The 24,349-nt window shown below is 67.8% G+C and carries 23 protein-coding genes and 1 riboswitch; of the genes, 13 read left to right on the forward strand and 10 right to left on the reverse strand.

What is annotated here, in order from left to right; translation table 11 throughout:
- Positions 1-62: 62 nt before the first annotated feature.
- Entirely contained in the window at positions 63-986 is a 924-nt protein-coding gene (locus tag AC0IYU_RS17900) for a LysR family transcriptional regulator (RefSeq protein WP_472119566.1), read from the forward strand.
- 19 nt (positions 987-1,005) lie between these two features.
- On the opposite strand, the gene AC0IYU_RS17905 is transcribed toward AC0IYU_RS17900, so the two are convergent.
- Positions 1,006-1,641: a YqhA family protein gene (locus AC0IYU_RS17905; RefSeq protein ID WP_435435894.1), complete on the reverse strand. Its 636-nt coding sequence runs from the start codon at positions 1,639-1,641 to the stop codon at positions 1,006-1,008.
- Positions 1,642-1,787: 146 nt separating this feature from the next.
- On the opposite strand from AC0IYU_RS17905, the gene acs reads away from it, so the two are divergent.
- Positions 1,788-3,785 carry an acetate--CoA ligase gene (gene acs, locus AC0IYU_RS17910; RefSeq protein ID WP_472119569.1) on the forward strand — a complete coding sequence of 666 codons (1,998 nt, stop codon included), beginning with the start codon at positions 1,788-1,790 and terminating at the stop codon, positions 3,783-3,785.
- A 129-nt stretch (positions 3,786-3,914) separates the two neighbouring features.
- Positions 3,915-4,415, forward strand: a complete 501-nt coding sequence (locus AC0IYU_RS17915) for a LapA family protein (protein ID WP_472119572.1) — start codon at positions 3,915-3,917, stop codon at positions 4,413-4,415.
- A gap of 15 nt (positions 4,416-4,430) precedes the next feature.
- Here the strand turns inward: AC0IYU_RS17915 and AC0IYU_RS17920 are convergent, their stop codons facing one another.
- On the reverse strand, positions 4,431-4,745 hold the full coding sequence (locus AC0IYU_RS17920) for a c-type cytochrome (RefSeq protein ID WP_472119575.1): 315 nt from the start codon (positions 4,743-4,745) through the stop codon (positions 4,431-4,433).
- A gap of 107 nt (positions 4,746-4,852) precedes the next feature.
- Here AC0IYU_RS17920 and AC0IYU_RS17925 point away from each other — a divergent pair, with 107 nt between their 5' ends.
- Positions 4,853-5,104, forward strand: a complete 252-nt coding sequence (locus tag AC0IYU_RS17925; RefSeq protein WP_435483612.1) for a TIGR04438 family Trp-rich protein — start codon at positions 4,853-4,855, stop codon at positions 5,102-5,104.
- A gap of 125 nt (positions 5,105-5,229) precedes the next feature.
- Here AC0IYU_RS17925 and ilvD read toward each other — a convergent pair whose 3' ends face one another.
- Positions 5,230-6,924, reverse strand: a complete 1,695-nt coding sequence (ilvD, locus tag AC0IYU_RS17930; RefSeq protein ID WP_472119578.1) for a dihydroxy-acid dehydratase — start codon at positions 6,922-6,924, stop codon at positions 5,230-5,232.
- A gap of 100 nt (positions 6,925-7,024) precedes the next feature.
- Between ilvD and AC0IYU_RS17935 the strand changes: the two genes are divergently transcribed.
- The 7 genes from AC0IYU_RS17935 to AC0IYU_RS17965 all read left to right on the forward strand — a co-directional run bounded on the left by AC0IYU_RS17935 (position 7,025) and on the right by AC0IYU_RS17965 (position 14,674).
- Complete coding sequence (locus AC0IYU_RS17935; RefSeq protein ID WP_472119581.1) at positions 7,025-7,984, forward strand: LysR family transcriptional regulator; 960 nt, start codon at positions 7,025-7,027, stop codon at positions 7,982-7,984.
- Between the two features lie 133 nt (positions 7,985-8,117).
- Positions 8,118-8,948 (forward strand): prolipoprotein diacylglyceryl transferase, encoded by an 831-nt coding sequence (gene lgt / locus AC0IYU_RS17940; RefSeq protein WP_435483615.1) that lies wholly within the window; start codon positions 8,118-8,120, stop codon positions 8,946-8,948.
- Positions 8,949-9,086: 138 nt separating this feature from the next.
- Complete coding sequence (locus AC0IYU_RS17945; protein WP_472119583.1) at positions 9,087-9,755, forward strand: GntR family transcriptional regulator; 669 nt, start codon at positions 9,087-9,089, stop codon at positions 9,753-9,755.
- Between the two features lie 28 nt (positions 9,756-9,783).
- Entirely contained in the window at positions 9,784-11,250 is a 1,467-nt protein-coding gene (locus AC0IYU_RS17950; protein WP_472119586.1) for a malonyl-CoA decarboxylase, read from the forward strand.
- A gap of 99 nt (positions 11,251-11,349) precedes the next feature.
- A complete protein-coding gene (locus AC0IYU_RS17955; protein WP_435435907.1) occupies positions 11,350-12,336 on the forward strand; it encodes a Bug family tripartite tricarboxylate transporter substrate binding protein in 987 nt (328 codons plus the stop codon).
- Positions 12,333-13,112, forward strand: a complete 780-nt coding sequence (locus AC0IYU_RS17960) for an enoyl-CoA hydratase/isomerase family protein (RefSeq protein WP_472119589.1) — start codon at positions 12,333-12,335, stop codon at positions 13,110-13,112. Before AC0IYU_RS17955 ends, AC0IYU_RS17960 begins: the two co-directional genes overlap by 4 nt.
- Positions 13,113-13,135: 23 nt before the next feature.
- A complete protein-coding gene (locus AC0IYU_RS17965; protein ID WP_472119592.1) occupies positions 13,136-14,674 on the forward strand; it encodes a malonate--CoA ligase in 1,539 nt (512 codons plus the stop codon).
- A 6-nt stretch (positions 14,675-14,680) separates the two neighbouring features.
- Here AC0IYU_RS17965 and AC0IYU_RS17970 read toward each other — a convergent pair whose 3' ends face one another.
- Positions 14,681-15,754, reverse strand: a complete 1,074-nt coding sequence (locus AC0IYU_RS17970) for a phenylacetaldoxime dehydratase family protein (RefSeq protein ID WP_472119594.1) — start codon at positions 15,752-15,754, stop codon at positions 14,681-14,683.
- 25 nt (positions 15,755-15,779) lie between these two features.
- The gene (locus AC0IYU_RS17975) at positions 15,780-16,784 is read right to left on the reverse strand and encodes a carbon-nitrogen hydrolase family protein (protein ID WP_472119597.1); all 1,005 of its coding nucleotides are present in this window, start codon (positions 16,782-16,784) and stop codon (positions 15,780-15,782) included.
- Between the two features lie 199 nt (positions 16,785-16,983).
- Between AC0IYU_RS17975 and AC0IYU_RS17980 the strand changes: the two genes are divergently transcribed.
- Positions 16,984-17,946: an AraC-like ligand-binding domain-containing protein gene (locus tag AC0IYU_RS17980; protein ID WP_472119600.1), complete on the forward strand. Its 963-nt coding sequence runs from the start codon at positions 16,984-16,986 to the stop codon at positions 17,944-17,946.
- A gap of 37 nt (positions 17,947-17,983) precedes the next feature.
- On the opposite strand, the gene AC0IYU_RS17985 is transcribed toward AC0IYU_RS17980, so the two are convergent.
- From AC0IYU_RS17985 to AC0IYU_RS18005, 5 genes are all read right to left on the reverse strand, one after another.
- The gene (locus tag AC0IYU_RS17985; protein WP_472119603.1) at positions 17,984-18,409 is read right to left on the reverse strand and encodes a universal stress protein; all 426 of its coding nucleotides are present in this window, start codon (positions 18,407-18,409) and stop codon (positions 17,984-17,986) included.
- A 99-nt stretch (positions 18,410-18,508) separates the two neighbouring features.
- Entirely contained in the window at positions 18,509-19,336 is an 828-nt protein-coding gene (locus tag AC0IYU_RS17990; RefSeq protein WP_472119605.1) for a sulfite exporter TauE/SafE family protein, read from the reverse strand.
- Between the two features lie 293 nt (positions 19,337-19,629).
- Entirely contained in the window at positions 19,630-19,962 is a 333-nt protein-coding gene (locus tag AC0IYU_RS17995; RefSeq protein WP_472119607.1) for a cell division protein ZapA, read from the reverse strand.
- Complete coding sequence (locus tag AC0IYU_RS18000; RefSeq protein WP_093129838.1) at positions 19,959-20,183, reverse strand: DUF904 domain-containing protein; 225 nt, start codon at positions 20,181-20,183, stop codon at positions 19,959-19,961. The genes AC0IYU_RS17995 and AC0IYU_RS18000 overlap by 4 nt, the downstream gene beginning before the upstream one ends.
- Positions 20,184-20,286: 103 nt before the next feature.
- Positions 20,287-22,005 (reverse strand): ClcB-like voltage-gated chloride channel protein, encoded by a 1,719-nt coding sequence (locus tag AC0IYU_RS18005; RefSeq protein WP_472119610.1) that lies wholly within the window; start codon positions 22,003-22,005, stop codon positions 20,287-20,289.
- Between the two features lie 58 nt (positions 22,006-22,063).
- A riboswitch (cobalamin riboswitch) is annotated at positions 22,064-22,324 on the forward strand.
- Positions 22,325-22,416: 92 nt separating this feature from the next.
- Between AC0IYU_RS18005 and AC0IYU_RS18010 the strand changes: the two genes are divergently transcribed.
- Positions 22,417-24,345 carry a TonB-dependent receptor domain-containing protein gene (locus AC0IYU_RS18010; RefSeq protein ID WP_472119613.1) on the forward strand — a complete coding sequence of 643 codons (1,929 nt, stop codon included), beginning with the start codon at positions 22,417-22,419 and terminating at the stop codon, positions 24,343-24,345.
- Positions 24,346-24,349 lie beyond the last annotated feature (4 nt).

Consider the following 24,349-nt stretch of genomic DNA (forward strand, 5'->3'; position numbering starts at 1 on the left):
GGTTTCTGATTTCGAAAGAAAAACCTCGATTTGCGCGCTTGTTTATTTCTAAAATCGTTCGAATGGACCGACTGAATGCAATGCGGGTGTTCGTGAACGTGGTGGACGCGGGCAGCCTTTCGGCCGCGGCCGACAAGCTCGACATGTCCCGTCCCGTGGTCACGCGCTATGTGGCCGAGTTGGAGCAATGGACCGGGGCTCGGCTGCTCCACCGCACCACGCGCCGCCTGAGCCTCACGGCGGCCGGCGCCGAACTGCTGCCGCGCTGCCGACAGGTGCTGGAACTCGCGCTCGACATGCAGGCCGCCGTGCGTCACCCGGCCGAGGCACCGAGCGGGCAGTTGCGCATCACCACCAGCACCTCGTTCGCGCAGGCGCAGCTGGCCGATGCGGTGGCCGACTACGTGCGGCTGTATCCGGGCGTGGCGGTCGACCTGGTGCTGCTCGACCGCGCGGTGAACCTGGTGGACGAGCGCATCGACCTCGCCATCCGCGTTGCGGCGGAGATCGATCCGAACCTCATCGCGCGCCGGCTCACCGACTGCCGCTCGGTGGTGTGCGCCTCTCCGGGCTACCTGAAGGAGCACGGACAGCCGCTGCGTGTGGAAGAGCTGGCGCAGCGCAACTGCCTCACGCACTCGTACTTCGGGCGCAGCCTGTGGAACTTCACGCGCAAGCAGACCGGGGAGCCGGCCTCGGTGGCCGTGGGGGGCAATGTGTCGGCCAACGACGCGGCCAGCCTGATGTACCTGGCCCGTGCGGGCGCCGGTGTCGCGATGCTGCCGACCTACCTGGCGGCGCCCTTGCTGCAGGCGGGAGAACTGGTGCGGCTGTTCGCCGATTTCGAGCCGCAGGTGGTGGGCATGTACGCGGTGTATGCCTCGCGCAAGCACATGCCGGCCACCTTGCGCACCATGCTCGACTTCCTGGCCGAGCGCTTCACCGAGGTGCCGGCGTGGGACGCGCCGCGCGCCACCGCTGCATAGGGCGCGCGGGCTTTTTCCGTCAGTGGGGCGCGCTGCCCTGGCTCGCGTTCGCAGTCATCAGCTTGTCGGTGTAGGCGATGGCGATGGCCGAGAACAGGAAGGTGATGTGGATCACCGTCTGTGCGATCAGCACGCGGTCGGTGTAGTTGTCCGCGTTGATGAAGGTCTTCAGCAGGTGAATGGAGCTGATGCCGATGATGGCGGTGGCCAGCTTCACCTTCAGCACCGACGCGTTCACGTGGCTCAGCCACTCGGGCTGGTCGCGGTGGCCTTCGAGGTTCATGCGGCTCACGAAGGTTTCGTAGCCGCCCACGATCACCATGATCAGCAGGTTGGAGATCATGACCACGTCGATCAGTGCCAGCACCACCAGCATGATCACCGTCTCGTTGAGCGCGGCGACCGGCACGGTGGTCTTGTAGCCGATGCTGGTGATGAGGGCCTGCAGCGCCGTCTGGCTGCCGAACGCGGCCTCGACCAGGTGCAGCAGCTCGACCAGGAAGTGCACCACGTACACCGCCTGCGCCACGATCAGGCCCAGGTACAGGGGAAGCTGCAGCCAGCGGCTCGCAAAGATCAGCCGTGGCAACGGCCCCATCGGAAAGGTCCGGGGGGTGGGCGGGTTCCTGGGGTCGAAAGGGTCGGGAGCGGACATCGGCAGACCGGTGGTGGATGACCAAATATTCTAGGGGTGTCCCCAAGTCGCACTCGTGATAACCCTGCGAACTAACATCGGACCGTCAGTGACCCGTAAGTGCGGACGTCGACATTACGGCCGCAGCCATCCAGGAGACAAAAGACATGAGCAGCGCATCCAAGAACATTGAATCCGTCCTGGTCGAGAACCGCGTGTTCCCGCCCGACGCCCGCGCCACCCAGGGCGCACGCATCTCCAGCATGGCCGCCTACGACGCCCTGTGCAAAGAGGCCGAGCAAGACTTCGAAGGCTTCTGGACCCGTCTGGCCAAGGACAACCTGCAGTGGACCCGGCCGTTCACCAGGACGCTCGACGAGTCGAAGGCCCCGTTCTACGAATGGTTCGGCGACGGCGAACTCAACGCCAGCGCCAACTGCCTCGACAAGCACATCGGCACCCCGGTCGAGAACAAGACGGCCATCGTCTTCGAGGCCGACGACGGCAGCGTCACCCACGTCACCTACAAGGAACTGCTCGCCCGCGTGAGCCAGTTCGCCAACGCGCTGAAGGCCGCGGGCATCCAGAAGGGCGACCGCGTCGTCATCTACATGCCGATGACGGTCGAGGGCGTCATTGCCATGCAGGCCTGCGCGCGCATCGGCGCCACCCACAGCGTGGTGTTCGGCGGCTTCTCGGCCAAGGCGCTGCAGGAACGCATCATCGATGCCGGCGCGGTGGCGGTCATCACGGCCAACTACCAGTTGCGCGGCGGCAAGGAGCTGCCGCTCAAGGCCATCGTGGACGACGGCATTGCGCTGGGCGGCTGCGAGTCGATCAAGACCGTGTTCGTCTACGAGCGCACACCCACTGCGTGGACGCGCGTCGAAGGCCGCGACAAGACCTTCGACGAAGCGCTCAAGGGCCAGAGCACCGAATGCGCGCCCGTGCCGGTGAACGCCGAGCACCCGCTGTTCATCCTCTACACCTCGGGCTCCACCGGCAAGCCCAAGGGCGTGCAGCACGCCACCGGCGGCTACCTGCTGTGGGCCAAGCTCACGATGGACTGGACCTTCGACATCCGCCCCGAAGACGTGTTCTGGTGCACGGCCGACATCGGCTGGATCACCGGCCACACCTACGTCGCCTACGGGCCCCTGGCGGCCGGCGCCACGCAGGTGGTGTTCGAGGGCATTCCCACCTTCCCGCACGCGGGCCGCTTCTGGCAGATGATCGAGAAGCACAAGGTGTCGGTGTTCTACACGGCGCCCACGGCGATCCGCTCGCTCATCAAGGCGGCCGAGGGCGACGAGAAGGTGCATCCGAAGAACTGGGACCTCACGAGCCTGCGCATCCTCGGTTCGGTCGGCGAGCCGATCAACCCGGAAGCCTGGATGTGGTACCACCGCAATATCGGCGGGGAGCGCTGCCCCATCGTCGACACCTTCTGGCAGACCGAGACCGGCGGCCACGTCATCACGCCGCTGCCGGGCGCCACTCCGCTGGTGCCGGGCTCGTGCACGCTGCCGCTGCCGGGCATCATGGCCGCCATCGTCGATGAAACGGGCAAGGACCTGCCCAACGGCGCGGGCGGCATGCTGGTCATCAAGCGGCCCTGGCCCTCGATGATCCGCACCATCTGGAACGACCCCGAGCGTTTCAAGAAGAGCTACTTCCCCGAGGAGATGGGCGGCACGATCTACCTGGCCGGCGACGGCGCGGTGCGCAGCGAAGACCGAGGCTACTTCCGCATCACCGGGCGCATCGACGACGTGCTGAACGTGTCGGGCCACCGGCTGGGCACGATGGAGATCGAATCGGCGCTGGTGTCGAAGACCGACCTCGTCGCCGAGGCCGCCGTGGTGGGCCGCCCCGACGACGTCACCGGCGAGGCGGTGTGCGCCTTCGTGGTGCTCAAGCGCGCACGCCCCACCGGCGAGGAGGCCAAGCAGATCGCCAACGAGCTGCGCGCCTGGGTGGCCAAGGAAATCGGCCCCATCGCCAAGCCCAAGGACATCCGCTTCGGCGACAACCTGCCCAAGACGCGCAGCGGCAAGATCATGCGGCGCCTGCTGCGCAGCATCGCCAAGGGCGAGGAGATCACGCAGGACACCTCGACGCTGGAAAACCCGGCCATCCTCGAACAGCTGTCCGAGCGGCTGTAGGACGTGGCCCTCTCTCCGGTCCGCGATGGCGGACCGGCCCTTTGCCTGAGGTAAAACCCGTCGACAAGCCGTGCGCCTCGGCGCGCGCGGCAACCGCCGATGTGTTCGATCTTTCCGAAGGAGGCCCCCATGGGCGTGAGATCCGCTTTTCTTTTTGTGATCGTGCTGCTCATCGCGGCACTGGCCGCGCTGAACTGGGGCGCGTTGTCCACGCCCTCCGAGGTGTGGCTGGGCTTCATGACCGTGACGGCGCCGCTGGGGCTGATCATGCTGGGCCTCACCGTGGTGCTGGCCGCGTTCTTCTTGGTCTACGTGCTGTACCTGCACAGCTCGGTGTTGATCGACACCAAGCGCCACACCAAGGAAATGCAGGTCCAGCGCGACCTTGCCGACAAGGCCGAGGCCTCGCGCTTCACCGAGTTGCGCAACTTTCTCGAAGCACAGGAAAACAAGCACATGGGGCAGAACGCCGACCGGCAGACCGCGCTGCTGGCGCGCCTGGACCAGCTCGAAACCGCGGTGCGGCTGCGCTCGGACCAGACCGACAACACGGTGGCGGCGCACATCGGGCAGCTCGAGGACCGCATCGAGCGCCGGCCCATGCCGTTGGACATCAACCCGCAGGCGTGACGCCTGCCGGGGTACTTACTTCGTAGACAGTACCCAGGCCGCGAGCTTCTTGGCGTCGGCTTCGCTGACTTGGTTGTTCGCGGGCATCGGCACCGGTCCCCACACGCCGGAGCCGCCCTTCATGATCTTGCTGGCAAGGGCGTCGACGGCGCCCTTGTCGTCCTTGTACTTGGCGGCCACGTCCTTGAACGACGGGCCGAGCACCTTGCGCTCGACCGCATGGCAGCTCATGCAGTTCTTCGAGGTTGCCAGGGCCAGGTCGGCCAGCGCGGGCGCGGCGAGTGCTGCAAGGCCGAGGCCCAGGGTTGCCGACAACAAGACTCTTTTCATGGGGATCTATTTGTTAAGTGCTGGGTTACATTCGTCTCAACGCGATTGTAGGTAGCGCCGTGCACGGCGTACGGATGCGTTGCCAATACAACCCGGAGGGATTCGCGATGTGGTTTCTGGCATTAGGCCTGCTTGGCATAGGCCTCAAGTATTTCGAAGTGGGCATGGTCGCCGGCTGGAGCTGGTGGATCGTGCTGTCGCCGTTCGCCATGGCGCTCGCGTGGTGGGCCTGGGCCGATTCGTCGGGCTACACCAAGCGCAAGATCATGGAGCGCGAAGAGCGGCGCAAGCAGGACCGCATCGACCGCCAGAAGACCAACATGGGCATGAAGACCAGCAACGGGCAACGCCGCAGGTAGGGCTCGCTCCCAGGCTCCCAGGCTGCGCGGCACTTTCGTGTCCGCTTCGCCTTCCCCTGCCGGGCGAAACACCTGAGGCCCGGCGGAGCCGGTTCCTCGGTGTTTCACGCCATACCTTGCCTTGGTCAGAACTTGTCGAGCACCGCGCCCGAGCTTGCGCTCGAGGCGTTGAAAGCGAACTTGGCCTGCACGCCGCGCGTGTAGCGCGGGGCGGGGGCCTTCCAGCCTTCGCGGCGCTTGGCGATCTCGGCTTCGGGCACGTTCAGTTCGAGCTTGAGTTCGTGCGCGTCGATGGTGATCGAGTCGCCTTCGTTCACGAAGGCGATGGTGCCGCCGGCCGCGGCCTCGGGCGCCACGTGGCCCACCACCATGCCCCAGGTACCGCCCGAAAAACGGCCGTCGGTGATCAACCCCACGCTTTCGCCCAGGCCCGCGCCGATGAGCGCACCCGTGGGCGCCAGCATTTCCGGCATGCCCGGTCCGCCCTTGGGGCCGAGGTAGCGCAGCACCATCACGTCGCCGGCCACGATCTTGCCGGCCAGGATGGCCTGCAGTGCCGACTGCTCGTCGTCGAACACGCGGGCCGGGCCGGTGATGACCGGGTTCTTCAGGCCCGTGATCTTGGCGACCGCGCCTTCGGGCGAGAGGTTGCCCTTCAGGATGGCCAGGTGGCCTTCGGCGTACATGGGCTTGTCGATGGGGCGGATCACGTCCTGGTCGGCGCGCGGAACGTCGGGCACGTCCTTCAGCACTTCCTCGATGGTCTGGCCGCTGATGGTGATGCAGTCGCCGTGCAGCAGGCCGGCCTTCAGCAGCACCTTCATCACTTGCGGAATGCCGCCGGCCTGGTGCAGGTCGACCGCGAGGTACTTGCCCGAGGGCTTCAGGTCGCACAGCACCGGCACCTTCTTGCGCATGCGCTCGAAGTCGTCGATGGTCCACTCGACCTCGGCCGCGTGTGCGATCGCCAGGAAGTGCAGCACCGCGTTGGTCGAGCCGCCCGTGGCCATGATCACGGCCACCGCGTTCTCGATGGCCTTCTTGGTCACGATGTCGCGCGGCTTCAGGTCCTTCTTGATGGCCTCGATCAGCACCTTGGCCGATTCCTTGGCCGAGTTGGCCTTCTCGTCATGCGGATTCGCCATGGTGGACGAGTAGGGCAGCGAGATGCCCAGCGCCTCGAACGCGCTGGACATGGTGTTGGCCGTGTACATGCCGCCGCACGAGCCGGTGCCGGGAATGGCGCGCTTCTCGATCTCGTGCAGGTCTTCGTCGCTCATGTTGCCGGCGGCGTTCTGGCCCACGGCCTCGAACACGCTCACGATGTTCAGGTCCTGCCCCTTGTAGCGGCCCGGCAGGATGGTGCCGCCGTACACGTAGATGGCCGGCACGTTGGCGCGCAGCATGCCCATGAGGCCGCCGGGCATGTTCTTGTCGCAGCCGCCGACCACCAGCACGCCGTCCATCCACTGGCCGCCGACGCAGGTCTCGATGCAGTCCGAAATGACTTCGCGGCTCACCAGCGAGTACTTCATGCCTTCGGTGCCCATGGCCATGCCGTCGGAGATGGTGGGGGTGCCGAACACCTGCGCGTTGCCGCCGGCTTCCTCGATGCCCTCGATGGCCGCGTCGGCCAGCTTCTGCAGGCCCGAGTTGCACGGCGTGATGGTGCTGTGGCCGTTGGCGACGCCGACCATCGGCTTCTTGAAGTCGCTTTCCTCGTAGCCCATGGCATAGAACATGGAGCGGTTGGGCGCGCGGCTCTTGCCTTCGACGATGTTGGCGCTGCGGCGGTTGATCTGGATTGGCTTGGTGTCCATGGTGTCTCTTCTATCGTGGGGAGATCGGGGGACCCAAGTATCGGACTTCTGATTGATTGCTTCCAATCCATTTTTAAGCACGCATTGATATGCTCGGCATATGAATGAAGCCCTGATCGACTTGCGCGCCTGGCGCCAGTTCGTCGCCGTGGCCGAGGAACTGCACTTCGGCCGCGCCGCGCTGCGGCTGCACATGACGCAACCGCCGGTGACGCAGGCCATCGCCCAGCTGGAGAAGACGCTGGGCGTGGTGCTGTTCGACCGCACCCGAAGACGCGTGGCGCTCACGCCGGCCGGCGAGGCGCTGCTGCCCGACGTGCGCGAACTGCTGACGCGCGCACAGGCGTTGCCGGCCCGGGCGCGCGCGGCGGCGGCGGGGCAGGTGGGGCGCGTGCGCATCGCCTTCGTCTCCACGGTCGGCTTCGAGCGGTTGCCGGCGTGGGTGCGCGAATTCCGAGTGCTGTGCCCGGAGGTGGCGCTCGAGCTGGTCGAGGCCACCGGCGACGTGCAGCTCGAGGCGTTCGCGCGCGGCGAGATCGATGCCGGCCTGATGCTGCATTCGCCCGGCGCCGCGCCGCCGGGGCTCGCGCGGCTGGCCGTGTCGCAGGAGCCGCTGGTGCTGGCGCTGCCCGAGCGGCATGCGCTGGCGCGCACACCGGCGCTGCGGCTGGCCGATGTGCTGGCCGAGCCGCTGGTGATGTTTCCGCGCCGCATCGTGCCCTCGCTGCACGACGCGATCTTCGACCTGTACCACGCCGCCAGCCGCGCGCCGTTGCTCGGACAGGAGGCGATCCAGATGCAGACCATCGTCAACCTCGTCTCGGGCGGCATCGGCGTGGCCTGGGTGCCCGAGAGCGTCACGCAGTTCCGGCGCGCGGGTGTGGTGTACCGGCGAGCAGACGAGTTCGCGCCGGCCGGGCGGCGCCGCAGCCCGCCGGTGCTGCCGGCCTGCGAGACCAGCCTGGTGTGGCCGGAGGAAGCCGCCAACCCGGCACTGGCCCGCTTCATCGCCTTCGTGCGCGAGCGCGGACGCGAAGACAGCAATAAACCCGAGCACTGAAGGACTTTTTCGCGCAACACCGTGGAACCGGCTTCGCCGGACCGCGGGTGTTGCCCCCGGAGGGGGGAAGGCGAAGCGACACGAAGTGCGCGAAGCCCGGGGGTGAGCCAATTGCCCGGGCACAATCGTGCGCATGCTCATGTATCCCCAGATCAACCCCATCGCCCTGCAACTGGGGCCGGTGGCCATCCACTGGTACGGCCTGACCTACCTGGCAGCCTTTGCGCTGTTCTACTTCCTCGGCACGCGACGGCTGCGCCATGAGCCGTACCGCTCGCTGGTCGGCGCGGGCGCCTGGCAGCGCAAGGACATCGAGGACATTCTTTTTCTCGGCGTGATGGGCGTGATCGTCGGTGGTCGGCTGGGCTATTGCCTGTTCTACAAGCCCGAGTTCTACCTCACGCATCCGCTCGAAATTCTCTACGTGTGGCAGGGCGGCATGAGCTTCCATGGCGGGTTGCTCGGCGTGATCGGCGCCATGGTCTGGTTCTCGCATTCGCGTGCGCGGCCGTTCTGGCAGGTGATGGATTTCGTCGCGCCCTGCGTGCCGACCGGACTTGCAGCGGGCCGCGTGGGCAACTTCATCAACGGCGAACTCTGGGGCCGCTTCAGCAGCCCCGATCTGCCCTGGGGCATGGTGTTCCCGCAAAGCGGCTCGATGCTGCCGCGCCATCCTTCGCAGGTGTACCAGTTCCTGCTCGAAGGGTTGCTGCTCTTCGCGGTGATGTGGCTCTACGCGCGCAAGGAGCGCAAGCAGGGACAGGTGGCTGCGGTGTTCCTCATCGGCTACGGCGTGCTGCGTTTCGTGGCCGAGTACTTCCGCGAGCCCGACGACTTCCTCGGCCTGCGCGCGCTCAGCCTGAGCCAGGGCCAATGGCTCAGCGTGCCGATGGTTGTTGCCGGCATCGCACTGTGGTTCTGGTTCGGCCGTGCGGGCACCAAGACGGCGGCCGCGCGCGCTTGAGCCCTAAGTTCGCAGGGTAAGTCCCAGCCGCGCACGGGCTGCGCGGCCTTGCGCCCGATTTGATGCGAGCCCAGAATTACGCGTAATTACAGGAAATTACGCAGTCCGATTCCAAGGTTCTGCGTTCTGACGATTCCCATGCGCCTGGTCCCCAACTCCCTGCACGACGAAGTCGCCACCACGCTGCGCGAGCAGATCTTCGCGGGCACCCTCGCGCCCGGCAGCTTCGTGGACGAGGCGGCCCTGTGCGAGCGCCTGTCCATCTCGCGCACCCCGCTGCGCGAAGCGCTCAAGGTGCTCACCGCCGAAGGCCTGCTGCGGCACGAGCCGCGCCGTGGCTGCTTCGTGAACGAGGTGACCGAGCGCGACCTCGACGAGATCTTTCCCGTCATCGCGCTGCTCGAGGGCCGCTGCGCCTACGAGGCGGCCCGCAACGCCAGCGACGCCGAACTGCACGAGCTCGACGCGCTGCACGAACGGCTGGTGCGCCACGCCAAGGCGCGGCGCATCAACGACTACTACGCCACCAACCACATCATTCACGAGGCGATCATCCAGCTGGCCGACAACAAGTGGCTGGCCCAGGTGATCGGCGACCTGCGAAAGATATTGAAGCTCGCGCGGCTGCAGCAGCTGCATGCGCCGGGGCGGCTCGACCAGAGCCTGTCGGAGCACCTGGCCGTGTTCGCGGCGCTCAAGGCGCGCGACAGCGAAGGTGCCGATGCCGCCATGCGCACGCACATGACGCGCCAGCGCGAGGCGCTGCGCGAAGTCATGCGCCAACAGAAATCCAGGGTGATGCCGTGACGGCCCCCGCCCCCATGGGAGTGTCCCGATGAGTGCGACCGAATGGTTCCAGGCGCGGCTGCGTTCTGGCGACAACGCCAAGGTGCCCGTGGCACCCGAAACCGCCGCGAAGAGCGCACCGAAGAATGCGCCCAAGCCCAGCGCGCGCTCCACCGCCGAGCGCCTGCAGGTCACCCTGCGCAAGGCCGACGAGGCCCTGTCGCCGCGCGCCTTGCGCCGCGTGCTGGCCGAGCTGCAGGCCGTGATCGACCCGCGGGTGAGCGAGGTCGAAGGCGGCCGGCGGGCCCACGCCATTGCCGAGGCGTACCGCGCCGCCCCGGTCGAGGAGCGCCGCGACTACTGGGCATTGATGAGCGAGCATTTCGCCGCCGACGCACAAAAGCTCAAGACCGCCCGCGACCAGCACCAGGGCGCTGTCGGCACGCCTGACGAGGGACAAGCCGAATTGCGCCTGCGCCGCGCGCTGGTGTCGCCGCGCATGCGCCTGCTGCAGCGCTTCGCGGTCGAGCCCGAGGGCATGCGCTTCCTGGTCGACCTGCGCGCCGACCTGCTGCCCAACCTGAAGGCCGACAAGCGCCTGCTCTCGCTCGATGCCGAGCTGGAACACCTCTTCTCCACCTGGTTCGACGTCGCCTTCCTCGAGCTGCGCCGCATCGACTGGGACTCGCCGGCTTCGCTCATCGAGAAGCTCATCCGCTACGAGGCGGTGCACGACATCAAGAGCTGGTCCGACGTGAAGAACCGGCTCGACGACAGCGACCGCCGCTGCTACGGCTTCTTTCATCCGCGCCTGCCGAACGAGCCGCTGATCTTCGTGGAGGTGGCGCTGGTCGACCGCATCAGCGAGGGCATCACGCCGCTGCTCGACGAGGCTGCCGCGCCGGTGCTGCCCGCCAAGGCCACCACCGCAATCTTCTATTCCATCAGCAACACGCAGAACGGCCTGCGCGGCGTGAGCTTCGGCGACTCGCTCATCAAGCGCGTGGTCGAGACGCTGCAGGAGGAGTTGCCGCGCCTCAAGAGCTTTGCCACGCTGTCGCCGATTCCGGGTTTCCGCACCTGGCTCGCGAAGAACGCGGCCGAGCTGCTGCCGCGCCTGGACGAGAAGCGCGAGGCCGAAATCGGCCGCCTCATCGGCTCGCTGCCGCCCACCGCCGAACGCCTGCTCGCGGCCGTGGACGCGGCCGCCACCTTCGACACCAGGTCGCCGCTGCGCCAGTGGCTGATGCAGGCCGCCGCCGAGTACCTCGGCCGAGCGCTGGTCGACGGCACGCCGGCCGATCCGGTCGCGCGCTTCCACCTGGGCAATGGCGCCCGCGTGGAGCGCCTGAACTGGGCGGGCGACCCATCGCCCAAGGGGCACAAGCAGTCTTACGGGCTCATGGTCAACTACCTCTATGACCTCAAGCGCCTGGACAAACACCGCACCTGGCTGGCCGACGGCAAGGTCGCTGTATCGGGAGACATCGAAAGCCTGTACTTCAAGAAAGGCTGATGGTTGTTCGTAGGCCGGCAGCAGTGCGACTGCGCGCCGGCGACCGAGTCAAGTAGCCGCACGGGGCGGCAGAATCCACAACGACAGGAGATGAGACAAATGAACCCAGGTTTTCAACGCCGTGACATCTTGCGCGTGGCCGCCGCCGGTGCGGCCGTTCTGAGCGGTGCCGCGCGCGCCCAGCAAAGCTGGCCGACCAAGCCGGTGACGATGGTCGTGCCGTTCCCGGCCGGCGGCGGCACCGACGCCTTCGCGCGGCCGCTCTCGGGCCAGTTCTCGCGGCTGACGAACCAGTCGCTCATCATCGACAACCGCGGCGGCGCGGGCGGCACGCTGGGGGCGAGCATTGCCGCGAAGGCGCCCGCCGACGGCTACTCGCTGTTCATGGGCGCGGTGCACCACGCCATTGCGCCGTCGGTCTACCCCCGGCTCGACTACGACATCGAGAAAGACTTCGTGCCGCTGATGCTGTTGGCCAACGTGCCGCAGGTGGTTGTGGTCAACCCGCGCCGCGTGCAGGCCACGACCATCAAGGAGTTCATCGCGCTGGCCAAGGCCAACCCCGGCAAGCTGAACTACGGCTCGGCCGGCGCGGGCACCTCGCACCACCTGGCGGGCGAACTGTTCAAGCTGCAGACCGGCACCTTCATCACCCACATTCCCTACCGCGGCGCGGGCCCGGCGCTGGCCGACCTGATCTCCGGCAACGTCGACCTGATGTTCGACGGCCTCGGCTCCTCGGCCCAGTACATCAAGAGCGGTCGCATCAAGGCGCTGATGGTGGCGGGCGCCAAGCGCAACCCTGCGTTCCCCGATGTGCCGTGCGCCGCCGAGGTCGGCCTGCCCGACTACACCGTGACCACCTGGTACGGCCTGTGGGCGCCCAAGCGCACGCCGGCAGACGTGCAGCCGCAGATCATTGACGAGATGAAGAAGATTCTTGCGGCCGACGACATCAAGAACATCTGGGCCCAGAACGGCTCGGAAATCCCGACGCTCACCGGCGCTGCCTACGGCAGTTTCGTGAGCGCCGAAATCAAGCGCTGGGCCACGGTGGTGAAGGCCTCGGGCGCGAAGATCGAATGACGCCTGGCAGCAGTATCTCGTGGCGCCGGGAGGGCGCCGTTGCAGTCGTCATGCTGTCGAACGCGGGGCGCCTCAACGCCATGACGCGCGCCATGTGGCGTGAGTTGCGTGCGGTGTTCGAGGGACTGCGCAACGACGATGCGGGTTTGCGCTGCGTCGTGGTGCGCGGCGAGGGCGGCGCCTTCTGCGCGGGCGGCGACATTTCCGAGTACCCGTCGTTCCGCTTCGAAGAGCCCAGCCTGCGCGAGTTCCACGAGAACGAGGTATGGGCCGCGCTGCAGGCGATGCTCGACTGCCCGCTGCCCCTGGTCGCGCAGATCGAGGGTGCCTGCATGGGCGCGGGCATCGAGATTGCGAGCTGCTGCGACATCCGCCTGGCCGGTGCGTCCGCCAAGTTCGGTGCGCCCATTGCCAAGCTGGGATTCCCGATGGCGCCGCGCGAAGCAGCGCTGGTGCATGGCGCCATCGGCGACGTGCTTGCGCGCGACATGCTGCTGGCTGCCGGCGTGCACGGCGCGCAGCGCCTGTACGACGCGGGCTTCCTGCTGACGGTGCTGCCCGACGACGAAGTGGCCGCCGCCGTGCAGGCGCATGCAGCGCGCATCGCCGCCCTGGCGCCGCAGACGGCGCGGCTGCACAAGAAGACCTTCGCCGCCCTGAGGGCCGGCGCCCCCTCGGCCCACAGCCTGCTGGCCACCGCCTACGACTACGCCGACTCCGCCGAGCACCGCGAGGGCATTGCCGCCTTCCTTGCCAAGCGCACCCCGAATTTCTGAAGGTCCTGTTCACAGAAGAAGCGATGAAGAAAACCGCCAACGCCAACTTGTTCGCCGCCCTGCGCGCGGCTTTCCCCGCCGACCTCGACGGCATTGCCGTCGAGACCGAGAGCGGCCTGTTCTATTCGTGGCGCGACATCGAACGCGCCAGCGCCATGATCGCCAACCTGTTCGAGGCCCTCGCGCTCGAGAAAGGCGCGCGCATCGCGGTGCAGGTCGAGAAGTCGGTCGAGGCGATGCTGCTGTACCTGGCCACGCTGCGCGCGGGCTACGTGTTCCTGCCGCTGAACACCGCCTACCAGAGCGCAGAGATCGAATACTTCCTCGACAACGCCGAGCCGGCCGTGGTGGTGTGCACCAGCCGCAACGCGTCGTGGGTCGGGCCCATCGCCAATGCGGCGGGCACCCGGCACGTGTTCACGCTGGACGACGACCGCACCGGCACGCTGCTCGAAGTGGCCGCGCAGTGCAGCGACCAGCATGCGGTGGCCGAGCGCAAGGCCGACGACATGGCCGCCATCCTGTACACCAGCGGCACCACCGGGCGCAGCAAGGGCGCGATGCTCACGCATGCCAACCTGCTGTCGAACGCCGAGGTGCTGAAGGACTACTGGGGCTGGACCGAAGGCGACGTGCTGATCCACGCGCTGCCCATCTTCCACGTGCACGGCCTGTTCGTGGCGCTGCACGGCGCGCTGCTCAACGGCAGCAAGATGCTGTGGTTCTCGAAGTTCGACCCCCAGCGCATCGTGCAGAAACTGCCCGAGGCGACCGTGTTCATGGGCGTGCCCACGCTGTACGTGCGCCTGCTGGCAGAGCCGGGCCTCACGCGCAAGGCGGTGCGCAACATGCGCCTGTTCATCGCGGGCTCCGCGCCCTTGCTCATCGAGACCTTCGACGAATGGCGCGAGCGCACCGGCCACACCATCCTGGAGCGCTACGGCATGAGCGAGACGGCCATGCTCACTTCCAACCCCTACAGGCCCGAACAGGGCGAGCGCCGCGGCGGCACCGTCGGCTTTGCGCTGCCGGGCGTGCAGCTGCGCGTGCGCGACGACAGCGGGCGCGACTGCACCACCGACGAAATAGGCAACATCCAGGTCAGCGGTCCCAACGTGTTCGCGGGCTACTGGCGCATGCCCGAGAAGACGAAGGAAGAGTTCACCGCCGACGGCTTCTTCAAGACCGGCGACGTCGGCAAGATCGACGGCCTGGGCTACATCACCATCGTCGGGCGCAGCAAGGACCTGATCATCAGCGGCGGCTACAACGTGTACCCGGCCGAGATCGAGGGCTACATCAACGAGATGGCCGGCGTGGCCGAAAGCGCCGTGGTCGGCGTGCCGCACCCCGACTTCGGCGAGGTGGGCGTGGCCATCGTCGTTGCGAAGGCGGGTGCGGCGCTCGATGCCGAAGCCATCGTGGCCGACCTGAAGTCGAAGCTCGCGAACTTCAAGATTCCCAAGCGCTGCTTCGTGGTGCCGGAACTGCCGCGCAACACCATGGGCAAGGTGCAGAAGGCGCTGCTGCGCGCGGAGCACAAGGCGTTGTTCGCTGCCTGAGGCCAGCTACGCAGCGAGGGCGATGCTGTCGAGCCCATTCATCAGCCCGCTGCGCGAATGGCAGTTGATGTACTCGTAGCTCTGCTCGTCCGCCTTGAGCACCGACACCTCGTGGTACACGCGCAGCTGCAGCTGGAAGTTGAGCGCCTGCACGTAGCGCATGAAGCTGCCGAAGATGGCGACGTGCGTGGGGTGCGACTCGGCCCAGCGCTCCATGTCGGCGAGCGAGCGCCAATAGCTCAGGCCGAAGGACTTCTGCAACGGTGCGCCTTGCGCGTCGAGGTGGTGCATGTAGCGGTTGCTGTAGCAGCCGATGCCCAATCCCTGGTCGCGCAGGAAGTCCATGCCTTCGCGCAGCACCGGCTCCATGTCGTCCAGGTACAGCGTGCGTTCCTGGCCGGTGGTGTCGGTCCACTCCTGGCCGGAGCGGATCATCGCGATGTTCTCGTGGCCCGCCACGCGCACGCGCTGGCCCGGTGCAGGCGTGCCAGCCATGACGGCGCGCGTGCCCGAGGGTGCCATCGCGTCCGTTTGAGACAGCGGAATGCGGTCGCGCATCGAACCCCAGTAGCCGTGCTCCTGCAACTCGCCGCTGATTTCGCCCATCACCACGCCGACGCCCTCGAAGCGGTCGGGCGTGTTGAACATGGTCTCGAAGTGCTCGACGCGCGGTGACGCCACTTCGCGGAAGTAGCCCAGGCCTTCGGACAGCCGCTCTTCGGAGCGCCACCAGGCATCGACCTCGGGCATGGCGCACCAGCGTGCGTACGCGGCGGCGTCGCGCCAGTAGGCGATGGCAACCATGTTGTCGTACCCGTCCGCATCGACGTAGTGCGTGAGGTCGTGGTGGCCCGGGCCGTCGGGCAGCGCGAAGTCGCGGGCGATCTTCATCAGCGCGGCGCAGGCGCGGCCCTGCATTTCGGTGCCGCGCGACTGCACGCCGAAGTAGCCCATCGCCACCTGCGTCACCGCAGCGGGGGCGCGGGCCGACCACACGGGGTAGGGCGGCGTGTAGTCGTCTTCCACGCGGCGGTGGCGTGTGCGCGGGCACTTCAGGTGGTCTGCAATGGCGGATTCCATGGCGCGGCTCCTTGTGGTTTGCCGATCAGGCCGAGACGGGCTCGGGCACGCTGGCCTCGGGCTCCGGCGTGAGCTGCACCACCACGGGGGTGCGGCGCGTCTTGTTCAGCAGCAGCTGCGTGGCGTCGGGGCGCGAATAGTGGCCGCTCGGGTCGGCGGCGGCCTTGGCCAGCGAGATCATGCCGAGGTCGATGTCTGCGATGACCAGGCCTTCCTCGTCCTCGGCCAGCGGCGTGCCCAGCGGCGAACCGTCTGGCGCGTAGATGCGCGCATAGCCGCCGCCGGTGCCCAGCATCTGCTGCTTGCCGGCGTCGGTGCACATCAGCTCGCTCATGGCTTTCGACACGGTGGCGCAGGGCGCGAGCACGAAGCAGCCGCCCTCGGCCGCATACACCTGGCTCGCCGCGTTGTTGACCTCGTGGCCCAGGGCGTAGGCCGCGCCACGGTACAGCGAGAAGCTGGGCCATGCGCCGCAATGGATCTGCTCGTTCTGCGAATACATCGCGTACTTGCTCAGCGGCTGCAGGTGCTCCCAGCAGCACAGCGAGCCGATGTTGCCGATGGGCGTTTCCACCACGTGCAGGTCGGCGCCGTCGCCTTCGCCGAACACGGTGCGCTCCACGTGCGTGGGCTTGAGCTTGCGGCGCGTCTGCACGGTGTTGCCCTGGTCGTCGATCAGCGCCTGCGCGATGTAGAGGCTGCCCGCGGCCTTCTCGCTGAAGCCGAGCGACAGCCAGATGCGGTGCTTGCGCGCCGCGGCCTTCAGCCGGTCGAATTCGGGCGAGCCGATGATCAGCGAGTTGTCGTGGTAGCGCTGCACGAACTGCATGCCCCAGGCCGGCGAGTCGAGCCAGATCCACCACGGGTAGCCGGGCACCCAGGTCTCTGGAAAGGCAATCAGCTGCACGCCCTGTTTCGCGGCCTGCGCCATCAGATCGATGGTCTTGTCGATGGTGGCGTCGAGGTCGAGGAACACGGGGGCGGCCTGCACGGCGGCGACACGCAGCTTAGGGTGGACGGTGGTCGGCATGGTGGTTCTCCAGATGCAATGAAAGAGCAAGGGACGTAACGAACCGCGTGGGTGGCGCACCGGGTTTGCGCTGTGGCATGCGGGTTGCTTGAAGCGTAGATTCGCGCCGCCGGAACGCCTTGACCCGGATTGGCGGCGTTCTTGTTCCAGCGTTGCATGCCCTGTTCCCGGCCTCCCACAGGCCCTTCGAGGAAGTCCCATGACCCAGTTGCTCAGCACCGACGCCGTCTCGCGCGACCAGCGGCTCGCCTACTGGACAGACATGATCTGCAACGTGTACGTGCAACTCGAGTGCGACGCCGTGAAGGACGACGACACCGGCAACTTCGAAGGCAGCATCCGCCAGCACACCCTGCCCAGCCTCGACATGTCGGTCGTCACCTCAGGGCCGCAGAAGGTGATGCGCACGCCGGGGCACATCGCGCATTCGAGCGACGACTACTTCTTGGTGAGCATCCAGGCGCGCGGCCAGGGCGTGGTGCGACAGGACGGGCGCGACGCGTTGCTGTCGGCCGGCGACTTCGCGCTGTACGACAGCACGCGGCCTTACGAGCTGCTGTTCGAGCAGGCCTTCGAGCAGATCGTGCTCAAGCTGCCCGGCGACCGCCTGCGCAGCGAATTGCGCGACACCGAGGCGCTGACGGCCACCACCGTGTCGGGCCGCGAAGGGGCGGGGCACCTGCTGCTGGGCATGATCCGCACGCTGCGCGAAGACATCGACACGCTGCAGCCCGCATCGGCGCTGGCGGTGGCCAACGGGGTGCAGAACATCCTGGTGGCGGGGCTGCAGACGCTGCCCGCGGCGCGTGCGCCGGCGCTCAGCAACCTCACGGCGTACCACCTGGCGCGCGTGAAGCGGCGCATCGACGAGCAGCTCGCCGACCCGATGCTGTCGGTGGGCACGCTGGCGGCGGAACTGGGGGTGTCGGTGAGCCACATCCACCGCGTGTTCAAGAGCGAGCCGCTCACGCCGTCGCAGTACATCTGGGAGCGCAGGCTCGAAGCGTGCAGCCGCGACCTGCTGGAGCCGCGCCTGGCGGGGCGTCCGGTGGCGGACATTGCCTATGGCCGCGGCTTCAACGATGCGGCGCATTTCAGCCGCGCATTCCGCGAGCGCTTCGGCTGCTCGCCGCGCGAATGGCGGCAACAGCGGGTGCAATAGCCGGGCGCAATGGCCGGGTGCAAGCCGGCTGCGCCTGCTACTGGACGAGCAGCACCGGCCTGTCCGTCTCCGAGATCACCTTGGTCGCCACCGAGCCCATCAACGCGCGGCCGAGGAGGCCGTGGCCGTGCGTGCCCAGCACGATCAGGCCGGCCTGCGCCGCGGCGGCCGACTTCAGGATTTCTTCCGCCACATGGCCGTGGCGCGAATCGACGGTGTAGTTGCCCACGCCCTTCTCGGCGAAGAGCGCCTTCACCGGGTCGAGCACCTTGGCGCCTTCCTCGGCGTAGTAGCCGGTGACCAGGTCCTTGCTCAGGTGGCGCGTGACGTTGCCCGAGATGCCGGTGCACACGTGCACCACCACGAGCTCGTGACCGTCCACGAACATGGCGCGGTTGTTGAAGAGGTAGGCCAGGGCCTTCTGCGTGAAGGTGCTGCCGTCGACGGCGATGAGGATTTTCATGCGTTCCTTATACGGCGCGCCCTGTGGCGCCGCAACGAGTCGCACCTTCTGCCGAAGGGCCTTGGAGGCCGCTGCCGGGCTTGCGGGTTCAGGCCCGCATCAACCGTGCAGGCCCTTCCAGAGCATGTACGCCGCCAGCAGGTACAGGATGGTCGCGAACACGCGCTTGAGCTTCTTCACCGGCAGGCTGTGCGCCGCCTTGGCGCCCAGCGGCGCGGTGAACACGCTGCACGCGGCAATCACCGCCAGCGCCGGCAGCCAGATGTAGCCGAAGGAGCCGGCCGGCAAGCCATCGACCGAATGGCCCGCGATGACGTAGCCCAGCACGTTGGCCACCGCGATCGGAAAGCCCAGCGCCGCGCTGGTCGCCACCGCGTTGTGGATGGCCACGTTGCACCAGGTCATGAAAGGCACGCTGATGAAGCCGCCGCCCGCGCCCACCAGGCCCGAGATGAAGCCGATGGCGCCGCCGGCCGCCAGCTGGCCGCCGGTGCCCGGCATCTGCCGCGTCGGCTTGGGCTTCTTGTCGAGGAACATCTGCGTGGCCGAGAAGCCCACGAACAGCGCGAAGAAGATGGCCAGCGCCGTGCCCTTGAGCAGCGCGAACACGCCCAGGCTGCCCACGAGGCTGCCGATGACGATGCCGGGCGACAGCCGCTTCACGATGTCCCAGCGCACCGCGCCGCGCTTGTGGTGCGCGCGCACGCTCGACACCGAGGTGAAGATGATCGTGGCCATCGAGGTGGCGATGGCCATCTTCACCGCTAGGTCGGCCGGCACGCCGCGCTGGCCCATGATGATCGTGATGAACGGCACCATCAGCATGCCGCCGCCGATGCCCAGCAGGCCCGCGAGGAAACCGGTGCCCAGGCCGAGCGCGGCGAGTTCGGCGATGAGCAGGGGGTCGAGCAGGGCGGCGAGGTTCACGGGGAAGTCAGGAAGGAAGATGCTGCGGCAAAAAGCCGCGGCCCCGTGCAACTGGTGCAGGGGGCCGCGGCGGGAAAAGGTGTCTGCAGATGGTGTGCCGGACCCGCATCCTGAACCAGGGTTCAGGTGGGCGAGGGCAGCAAGACTTCGGGTTCATCTGACGCGAGATGATCACACCCGTCAAGCGATGTACCAAGCCCGGCTCCGGAGAGCATTGGAACAAGGAAATATTAAGCCCGACACGTCTGCAGACAAGGCGGATTTTACGCCCCGTCTGCGTCCGCGGCGCTCATTCAGAGCAAATGTCCATCGCCGGCCAGGGCTTGATCGAGTCTTTGAATGAGCTGCGCGGACTTGGGGTCGGCCTCGCCGCTGGCCGGCGCGTCGTCGGACGTTGCGGCGGCGGGAGCGGGCGCTGCGGGTTGCTGCTGCGCGGCCAGGTCGAACGCCAGGTTCAGCGAGGCCAGCACCGCGATGCGGTCGCGGGCCTTGACTTTTCCTGCATCGCGGATCTTGCACATGGCCGCGTCCACGCGTTCGACGGCGTCGCGCAACTGCGCTTCGCCGCCATCGGGACAGCCGAGCAAATAGCTCTGGCCCATGATCTGTACTTCAATCTGCTTCATGCGGGGGAGTCTTGGGAAGGTGGTTCAGCCGGCAACCGCTCGAGCAGGGCGTCCAGCCGTGTGCGGGCCGCGGCCAGCCGAGACTTCAGGGCATCGCGTTCGCGCGTGAGCGCATCGACCTGTTCCTGCAACAGCGCATTGGTGCGCTGCACCTCTTCGTGACGCACAAGCAGGCGTTCGACGCGCTCGGCGATCTGGTCGATGGGGCTGGAAGCGGGCATGGTTGGCGATTGTAGTTTCCCGGGAAAGCGGTCCTGCCGAGGCTGGGCGCGGTGCCCGGCGTGGTCGCGATTCTGCGGCTTCGCAGCCCGCCGATCAAACCTTTCATGGCTCGCTCAGGCGCACGTAGGTGGCCAGCAACGCGCTCTTGGCGGCCACGCCCAGCAGCACCGGGTTGGCGGTGCTTTCGATCACCGGCAGCCGTTCGCCCAGGTGGTCGAGAAAGCGCTGCAGCGCCTCGCCCAGCCCGGTGTCGGCGGTGATCGGCCGGATGGCTTGCGACAGCAGGGCGCCCGCGGTCGTCTCGGCGGGCGCAGTGCCCAGCGCCGCGAGCGGCACCACGCCGAGGTAGCGGTTGTCCGCATCGACCACGTACAGGTACTTCACCGGGTGCTGCAGGAAGATCCTGCTCATCGCCTCGCGGCCGGCGCCGGGGCCCACCACCGTTTCGGCCGGCTGCACCAGGTCGCGCATGTGCAGCCCGCGCAGGCGCAGCTGCGTGTCGCGCTGTTCGTTGCGCCGCAGCGTGATCTCGTACATGGAGCCCGCATTGGCCGAGCGCGCCACGAAATACGCGATGACGCTGGCGGCCATGAGCGGCAGCATGACCTGGTAGCTCAGCGTCATCTCGAAGATCATCAGGATCGCCATCAGCGGCGCCTGCGTGGCGCCCGCCAGGAACGCACCCATGCCGACGATGGCGTAGGCGAAGGGCGCCGACGTGGCCGCCGGCCACAGCGCCTGCACCCCCTGGCCGAACAGCGCACCGACCATGCAGCCGAAGAACAGCGCCGGCGTGAACACGCCGCCCACCGCGCCCGAGCCGGCGGTGGCCAGCGTGGCGGCTGCCTTGGCGAGCAGCACCAGGGCGATGAAAGTCCACGGCCACGGCGTGTGCAGCACCGCGTTGACCACGCTGTAGCCGTTGCCCCACACCTCGGGTACCGGCACCGAGATCGCGCCCATCAGCAGGCCGCCCAGCGCCAGCCGCCAGGGCAGCGCCAGCGGCAGCCGCGAGAACAGCGCCCGGCTGCCCTGCAGCGCGCGCAGGAAGCCGATGGCCGCGAAGCCCAGCAGCACGCCGAGAACGCAGAACAGCACGACCTCGGTGCCGTGGATCTCCGGGAACGCCGGCATCCGGTAGGGCGGCTGGTAGCCGGGCAGTGCCCGCATGGCGACGTTGGCGACCACCGAGGCGATGATGATCGGCCCCACGCTTTCCATCGCGATGGAGCCCAGCACGATCTCGGCGACGAAGAAAGCGCCCGCGATGGGCGCGTTGTAGGCCGCGGTCAGGCCTGCCGCCGCCCCGCAGGCCACCAGCAGCCGCAGCCGCTCTACCGGAAAGCGGAACACCCGGCCCAGCAGCGACGCCGCCAGCGCCGCGAGCTGCACCATCGAGCCTTCGCGCCCGATGGAGCCGCCGCTGCCGATGCTCACCAGCGACGACGCGCTGCGCACCAGCGTCTGCGCCACCGGAATGCGCCCGTCGCCCAGCACGATGGCTTCCATGTAGTCGGAGGTGGCGCTGCGCGAAGCGATGCGTCCGGCCCATACCAGCAGCAACCCCGCCACCAGCCCGCCGAGCGTGGGGCAGGCGACGCGCGCCCACCACGGCAGGCCTTTCGCCATGGGCACCAGCCCGTTGCCGGGGCCGAGCACCAGGTGCTCGAAGTGGTAGAGCGCCGCGCGGAAGAGTTCGGTCGCCAGCGTGCCGAGCAGCCCGGCCACGATGGCCCACAGCAGCATCGATTGCCAGCCGGAAACACCCAGCAGACGCTGCAGCGCCGAACGAAGATTCAGGAATACCGAGGCGGGCCGCATATGGCGACCGATGTTAGCGGTGGGCGCAACTTTCGACTTAAGGAAGAGCCCGCAGGGCCTAAAATGCCGCCCGTTGGTGCCTGCGGCCTGGTTCACATGCCGCGGTTCAACGGGAAGCAGGAGTGGAAGCCCCCCGACCTCGCGCAGGTCGGTCCAAGGCCGAAGCCGCCTGCGCTGCCCCCGCAACGGTCAAGCAGACGGCGCCGCAAGGCGCCAACCCCTTTCCATCCAAGCCACTGGGCGCCCTGAAACAGGTGCCTGGGAAGGCGGTGGGGGTTGTTCTGCCAGCCCGGATACCGGCCAACAAGGCGGCTGCCGCATGCGTGAACGATCCACGCAGGGGCAGCCATGGCGCCCATGGCGCCGGCGGGGAGGCCGGCGAGGGGTATAGACGTTCGTTCGGTCCATTCAATGATTTCCCACGTTTGCTTTTCCAGTGGCCGCGCGCCTGCGCGCCGTCTTCGTTTCGCCTGCCTGCAACTGCCTCTGGGCGTGGCGCTGGCGTCCGCCTTCGGCGGCCTCGCCCATGCCCAGGAAGCCCCGGCCCTGAGCGAAACGGTGGTCACGGCCAACCGCACGCCGCAGGCGCTGTCCGAACTGGTGGGCGACGTGTCCATCGTCGACCGCCAGGCCATCGAGCGCAGCGGCGCGACCGGCGTGGCCGACGTGCTCGCGCGCCTGCCCGGCATCGAGATCTCGCGCAACGGCGGCGTGGGCAATACCACCAGCCTGTTCATCCGCGCCGCCGAAACGCGCTTCACGGCCGTGTACCTCGATGGCGTGCGCATCGACTCGCAATCCACCGGCGGCGCCGGCTGGGAAGGCATTCCGCTGTCGCAGATCGACCGCATCGAAGTGCTGCGCGGCCCGGCCGCCGCGGTGTACGGCTCGGACGCGGTGGGCGGCGTGATCCAGCTCTTCACCCGGCGCGGCGAAGAGGGCGTGCGGCCCTACGCGGGCATCGGCTTCGGCAGCAAGGGGCTGCGCAAGATCGAAGGCGGCGTGAGCGGCAAGTCGGGCCTGCTCGACTACGCGTTCGGCGTGGAGCACGAGGAAAGCAAGGGCTTCAACGTGCAGCCGGTCGACAAGCGCACCCCCAGCAAGGACGGCTTCACCAGCCCCGACCGCGACGGCTACCGCAGCACCTCGGGCAACCTGAAACTGGGCCTGCAGATCACGCCCGACCAGCGCCTGGACGCCACGCTGCTCAGCAGCGACATCACGGCCGGCTACGACGCCACGGTGTCGTACCGCAGCCGGCTGCCCATCACCTTCGCCAACGACCAGGCGAACAACACGCTGCGCACTGCCGGGCTGACCTGGTCGGCCAAGTGGAACGACGTCTACAGCACCCGCGTGCAGGTGACCGACTCGCAAACCGTCTACAAGACGCAGCCGTCGTTCTACCGCACCGAAACCAAGCTGCGCGGCTACCTGTTCCAGAACGAGTTCCGCTTCGGCCCGCACCTGCTGAGCGCCACCTTCGAACGCCGCGAAGACGCGCTCGAAAACGCGCCCACCACCTCGTCCAAGCTGCTGTCGCGCGACCGCGCGCAGGACGCCATTTCGCTGGGCTACGGTTTCGTGCAAGGCCCGCACTCGCTGCAGCTGCACGTGCGCCACGACAAGGACAGCGAGTTCGGCGGCAAGACCACCGGCAGCGCGGCCTACGGCTTTGCCATCACGCCGGCGCTGCGCTTCACCGCCTCGGCCGGCACGGCGTTCCGCGTGCCCACGCTGTACCAGCGCTTCAGCGAGTACGGCCTGGCCACGCTCAAGCCCGAGTCCAGCCGCAACGTGGAGCTGGGCCTGCAGTACGCCGAAGACGGCACCCAGGCGGGCATCGTGGTCTACAACAACCGCGTGCAGAACCTGATCGTGTTCGACGGCACGGCCAAGGGCTGCGCCTCGTCGTTCGGTTGCTACGCCAGCACCGCGCGCGCCCGCTACCAGGGCGTGACGCTGTCGGGCAGCCAGCGTTTCGGCGACGTGACCCTGCGCGCCTCGCTCGACTACCAGGACCCGCGCGACCTCGCCACCGACCACCTGCTGGCTCGCCGTGCGCAGCGCCACGCCGTGCTGGGCGCCGACTGGCGCGTGGCCGGCTGGACGCTGGGCGCCGAGGTGCAGACCTCGAGCAAGCGCTATGACGACGCGGCCAACACCGTCAAGCTCGGCGGCTACACCTTGCTGAACCTGTCGGCCAGCACCAGGATCACGCGTGACCTGAACCTGGTGGCGCGCGTCGACAATGTGGGCAACAAGGACTACCAGTTCGCGCGGCTGTATGCCAATGCAGGCCGCACCGCGTACGTCGGCCTCAAGTGGACGCCTCAGTAAACCC

Source organism: Variovorax sp. AC103, assembly GCF_979254005.1.

What these genes read in the sequence shown, in the direction of transcription:
- AC0IYU_RS18005 (WP_472119610.1), bottom strand. Translation starts at nt 22,005, where the DNA reads ATGCGGCCCGCCTCGGTATTCCTGAATCTTCGTTCGGCGCTGCAGCGT.
- AC0IYU_RS17945 (WP_472119583.1), top strand. Translation starts at nt 9,087, where the DNA reads ATGCGCCTGGTCCCCAACTCCCTGCACGACGAAGTCGCCACCACGCTG.
- AC0IYU_RS17995 (WP_472119607.1), bottom strand. Translation starts at nt 19,962, where the DNA reads ATGAAGCAGATTGAAGTACAGATCATGGGCCAGAGCTATTTGCTCGGC.
- AC0IYU_RS17935 (WP_472119581.1), top strand. Translation starts at nt 7,025, where the DNA reads ATGAATGAAGCCCTGATCGACTTGCGCGCCTGGCGCCAGTTCGTCGCC.
- AC0IYU_RS17950 (WP_472119586.1), top strand. Translation starts at nt 9,784, where the DNA reads ATGAGTGCGACCGAATGGTTCCAGGCGCGGCTGCGTTCTGGCGACAAC.
- acs (WP_472119569.1), top strand. Translation starts at nt 1,788, where the DNA reads ATGAGCAGCGCATCCAAGAACATTGAATCCGTCCTGGTCGAGAACCGC.
- AC0IYU_RS17975 (WP_472119597.1), bottom strand. Translation starts at nt 16,784, where the DNA reads ATGCCGACCACCGTCCACCCTAAGCTGCGTGTCGCCGCCGTGCAGGCC.
- AC0IYU_RS18010 (WP_472119613.1), top strand. Translation starts at nt 22,417, where the DNA reads ATGATTTCCCACGTTTGCTTTTCCAGTGGCCGCGCGCCTGCGCGCCGT.
- AC0IYU_RS17955 (WP_435435907.1), top strand. Translation starts at nt 11,350, where the DNA reads ATGAACCCAGGTTTTCAACGCCGTGACATCTTGCGCGTGGCCGCCGCC.
- AC0IYU_RS17905 (WP_435435894.1), bottom strand. Translation starts at nt 1,641, where the DNA reads ATGTCCGCTCCCGACCCTTTCGACCCCAGGAACCCGCCCACCCCCCGG.
- AC0IYU_RS17915 (WP_472119572.1), top strand. Translation starts at nt 3,915, where the DNA reads ATGGGCGTGAGATCCGCTTTTCTTTTTGTGATCGTGCTGCTCATCGCG.
- AC0IYU_RS17925 (WP_435483612.1), top strand. Translation starts at nt 4,853, where the DNA reads ATGTGGTTTCTGGCATTAGGCCTGCTTGGCATAGGCCTCAAGTATTTC.
- AC0IYU_RS18000 (WP_093129838.1), bottom strand. Translation starts at nt 20,183, where the DNA reads ATGCCCGCTTCCAGCCCCATCGACCAGATCGCCGAGCGCGTCGAACGC.
- AC0IYU_RS17985 (WP_472119603.1), bottom strand. Translation starts at nt 18,409, where the DNA reads ATGAAAATCCTCATCGCCGTCGACGGCAGCACCTTCACGCAGAAGGCC.
- AC0IYU_RS17980 (WP_472119600.1), top strand. Translation starts at nt 16,984, where the DNA reads ATGACCCAGTTGCTCAGCACCGACGCCGTCTCGCGCGACCAGCGGCTC.
- AC0IYU_RS17965 (WP_472119592.1), top strand. Translation starts at nt 13,136, where the DNA reads ATGAAGAAAACCGCCAACGCCAACTTGTTCGCCGCCCTGCGCGCGGCT.
- AC0IYU_RS17920 (WP_472119575.1), bottom strand. Translation starts at nt 4,745, where the DNA reads ATGAAAAGAGTCTTGTTGTCGGCAACCCTGGGCCTCGGCCTTGCAGCA.
- ilvD (WP_472119578.1), bottom strand. Translation starts at nt 6,924, where the DNA reads ATGGACACCAAGCCAATCCAGATCAACCGCCGCAGCGCCAACATCGTC.
- AC0IYU_RS17970 (WP_472119594.1), bottom strand. Translation starts at nt 15,754, where the DNA reads ATGGAATCCGCCATTGCAGACCACCTGAAGTGCCCGCGCACACGCCAC.
- lgt (WP_435483615.1), top strand. Translation starts at nt 8,118, where the DNA reads ATGCTCATGTATCCCCAGATCAACCCCATCGCCCTGCAACTGGGGCCG.
- AC0IYU_RS17960 (WP_472119589.1), top strand. Translation starts at nt 12,333, where the DNA reads ATGACGCCTGGCAGCAGTATCTCGTGGCGCCGGGAGGGCGCCGTTGCA.
- AC0IYU_RS17900 (WP_472119566.1), top strand. Translation starts at nt 63, where the DNA reads ATGGACCGACTGAATGCAATGCGGGTGTTCGTGAACGTGGTGGACGCG.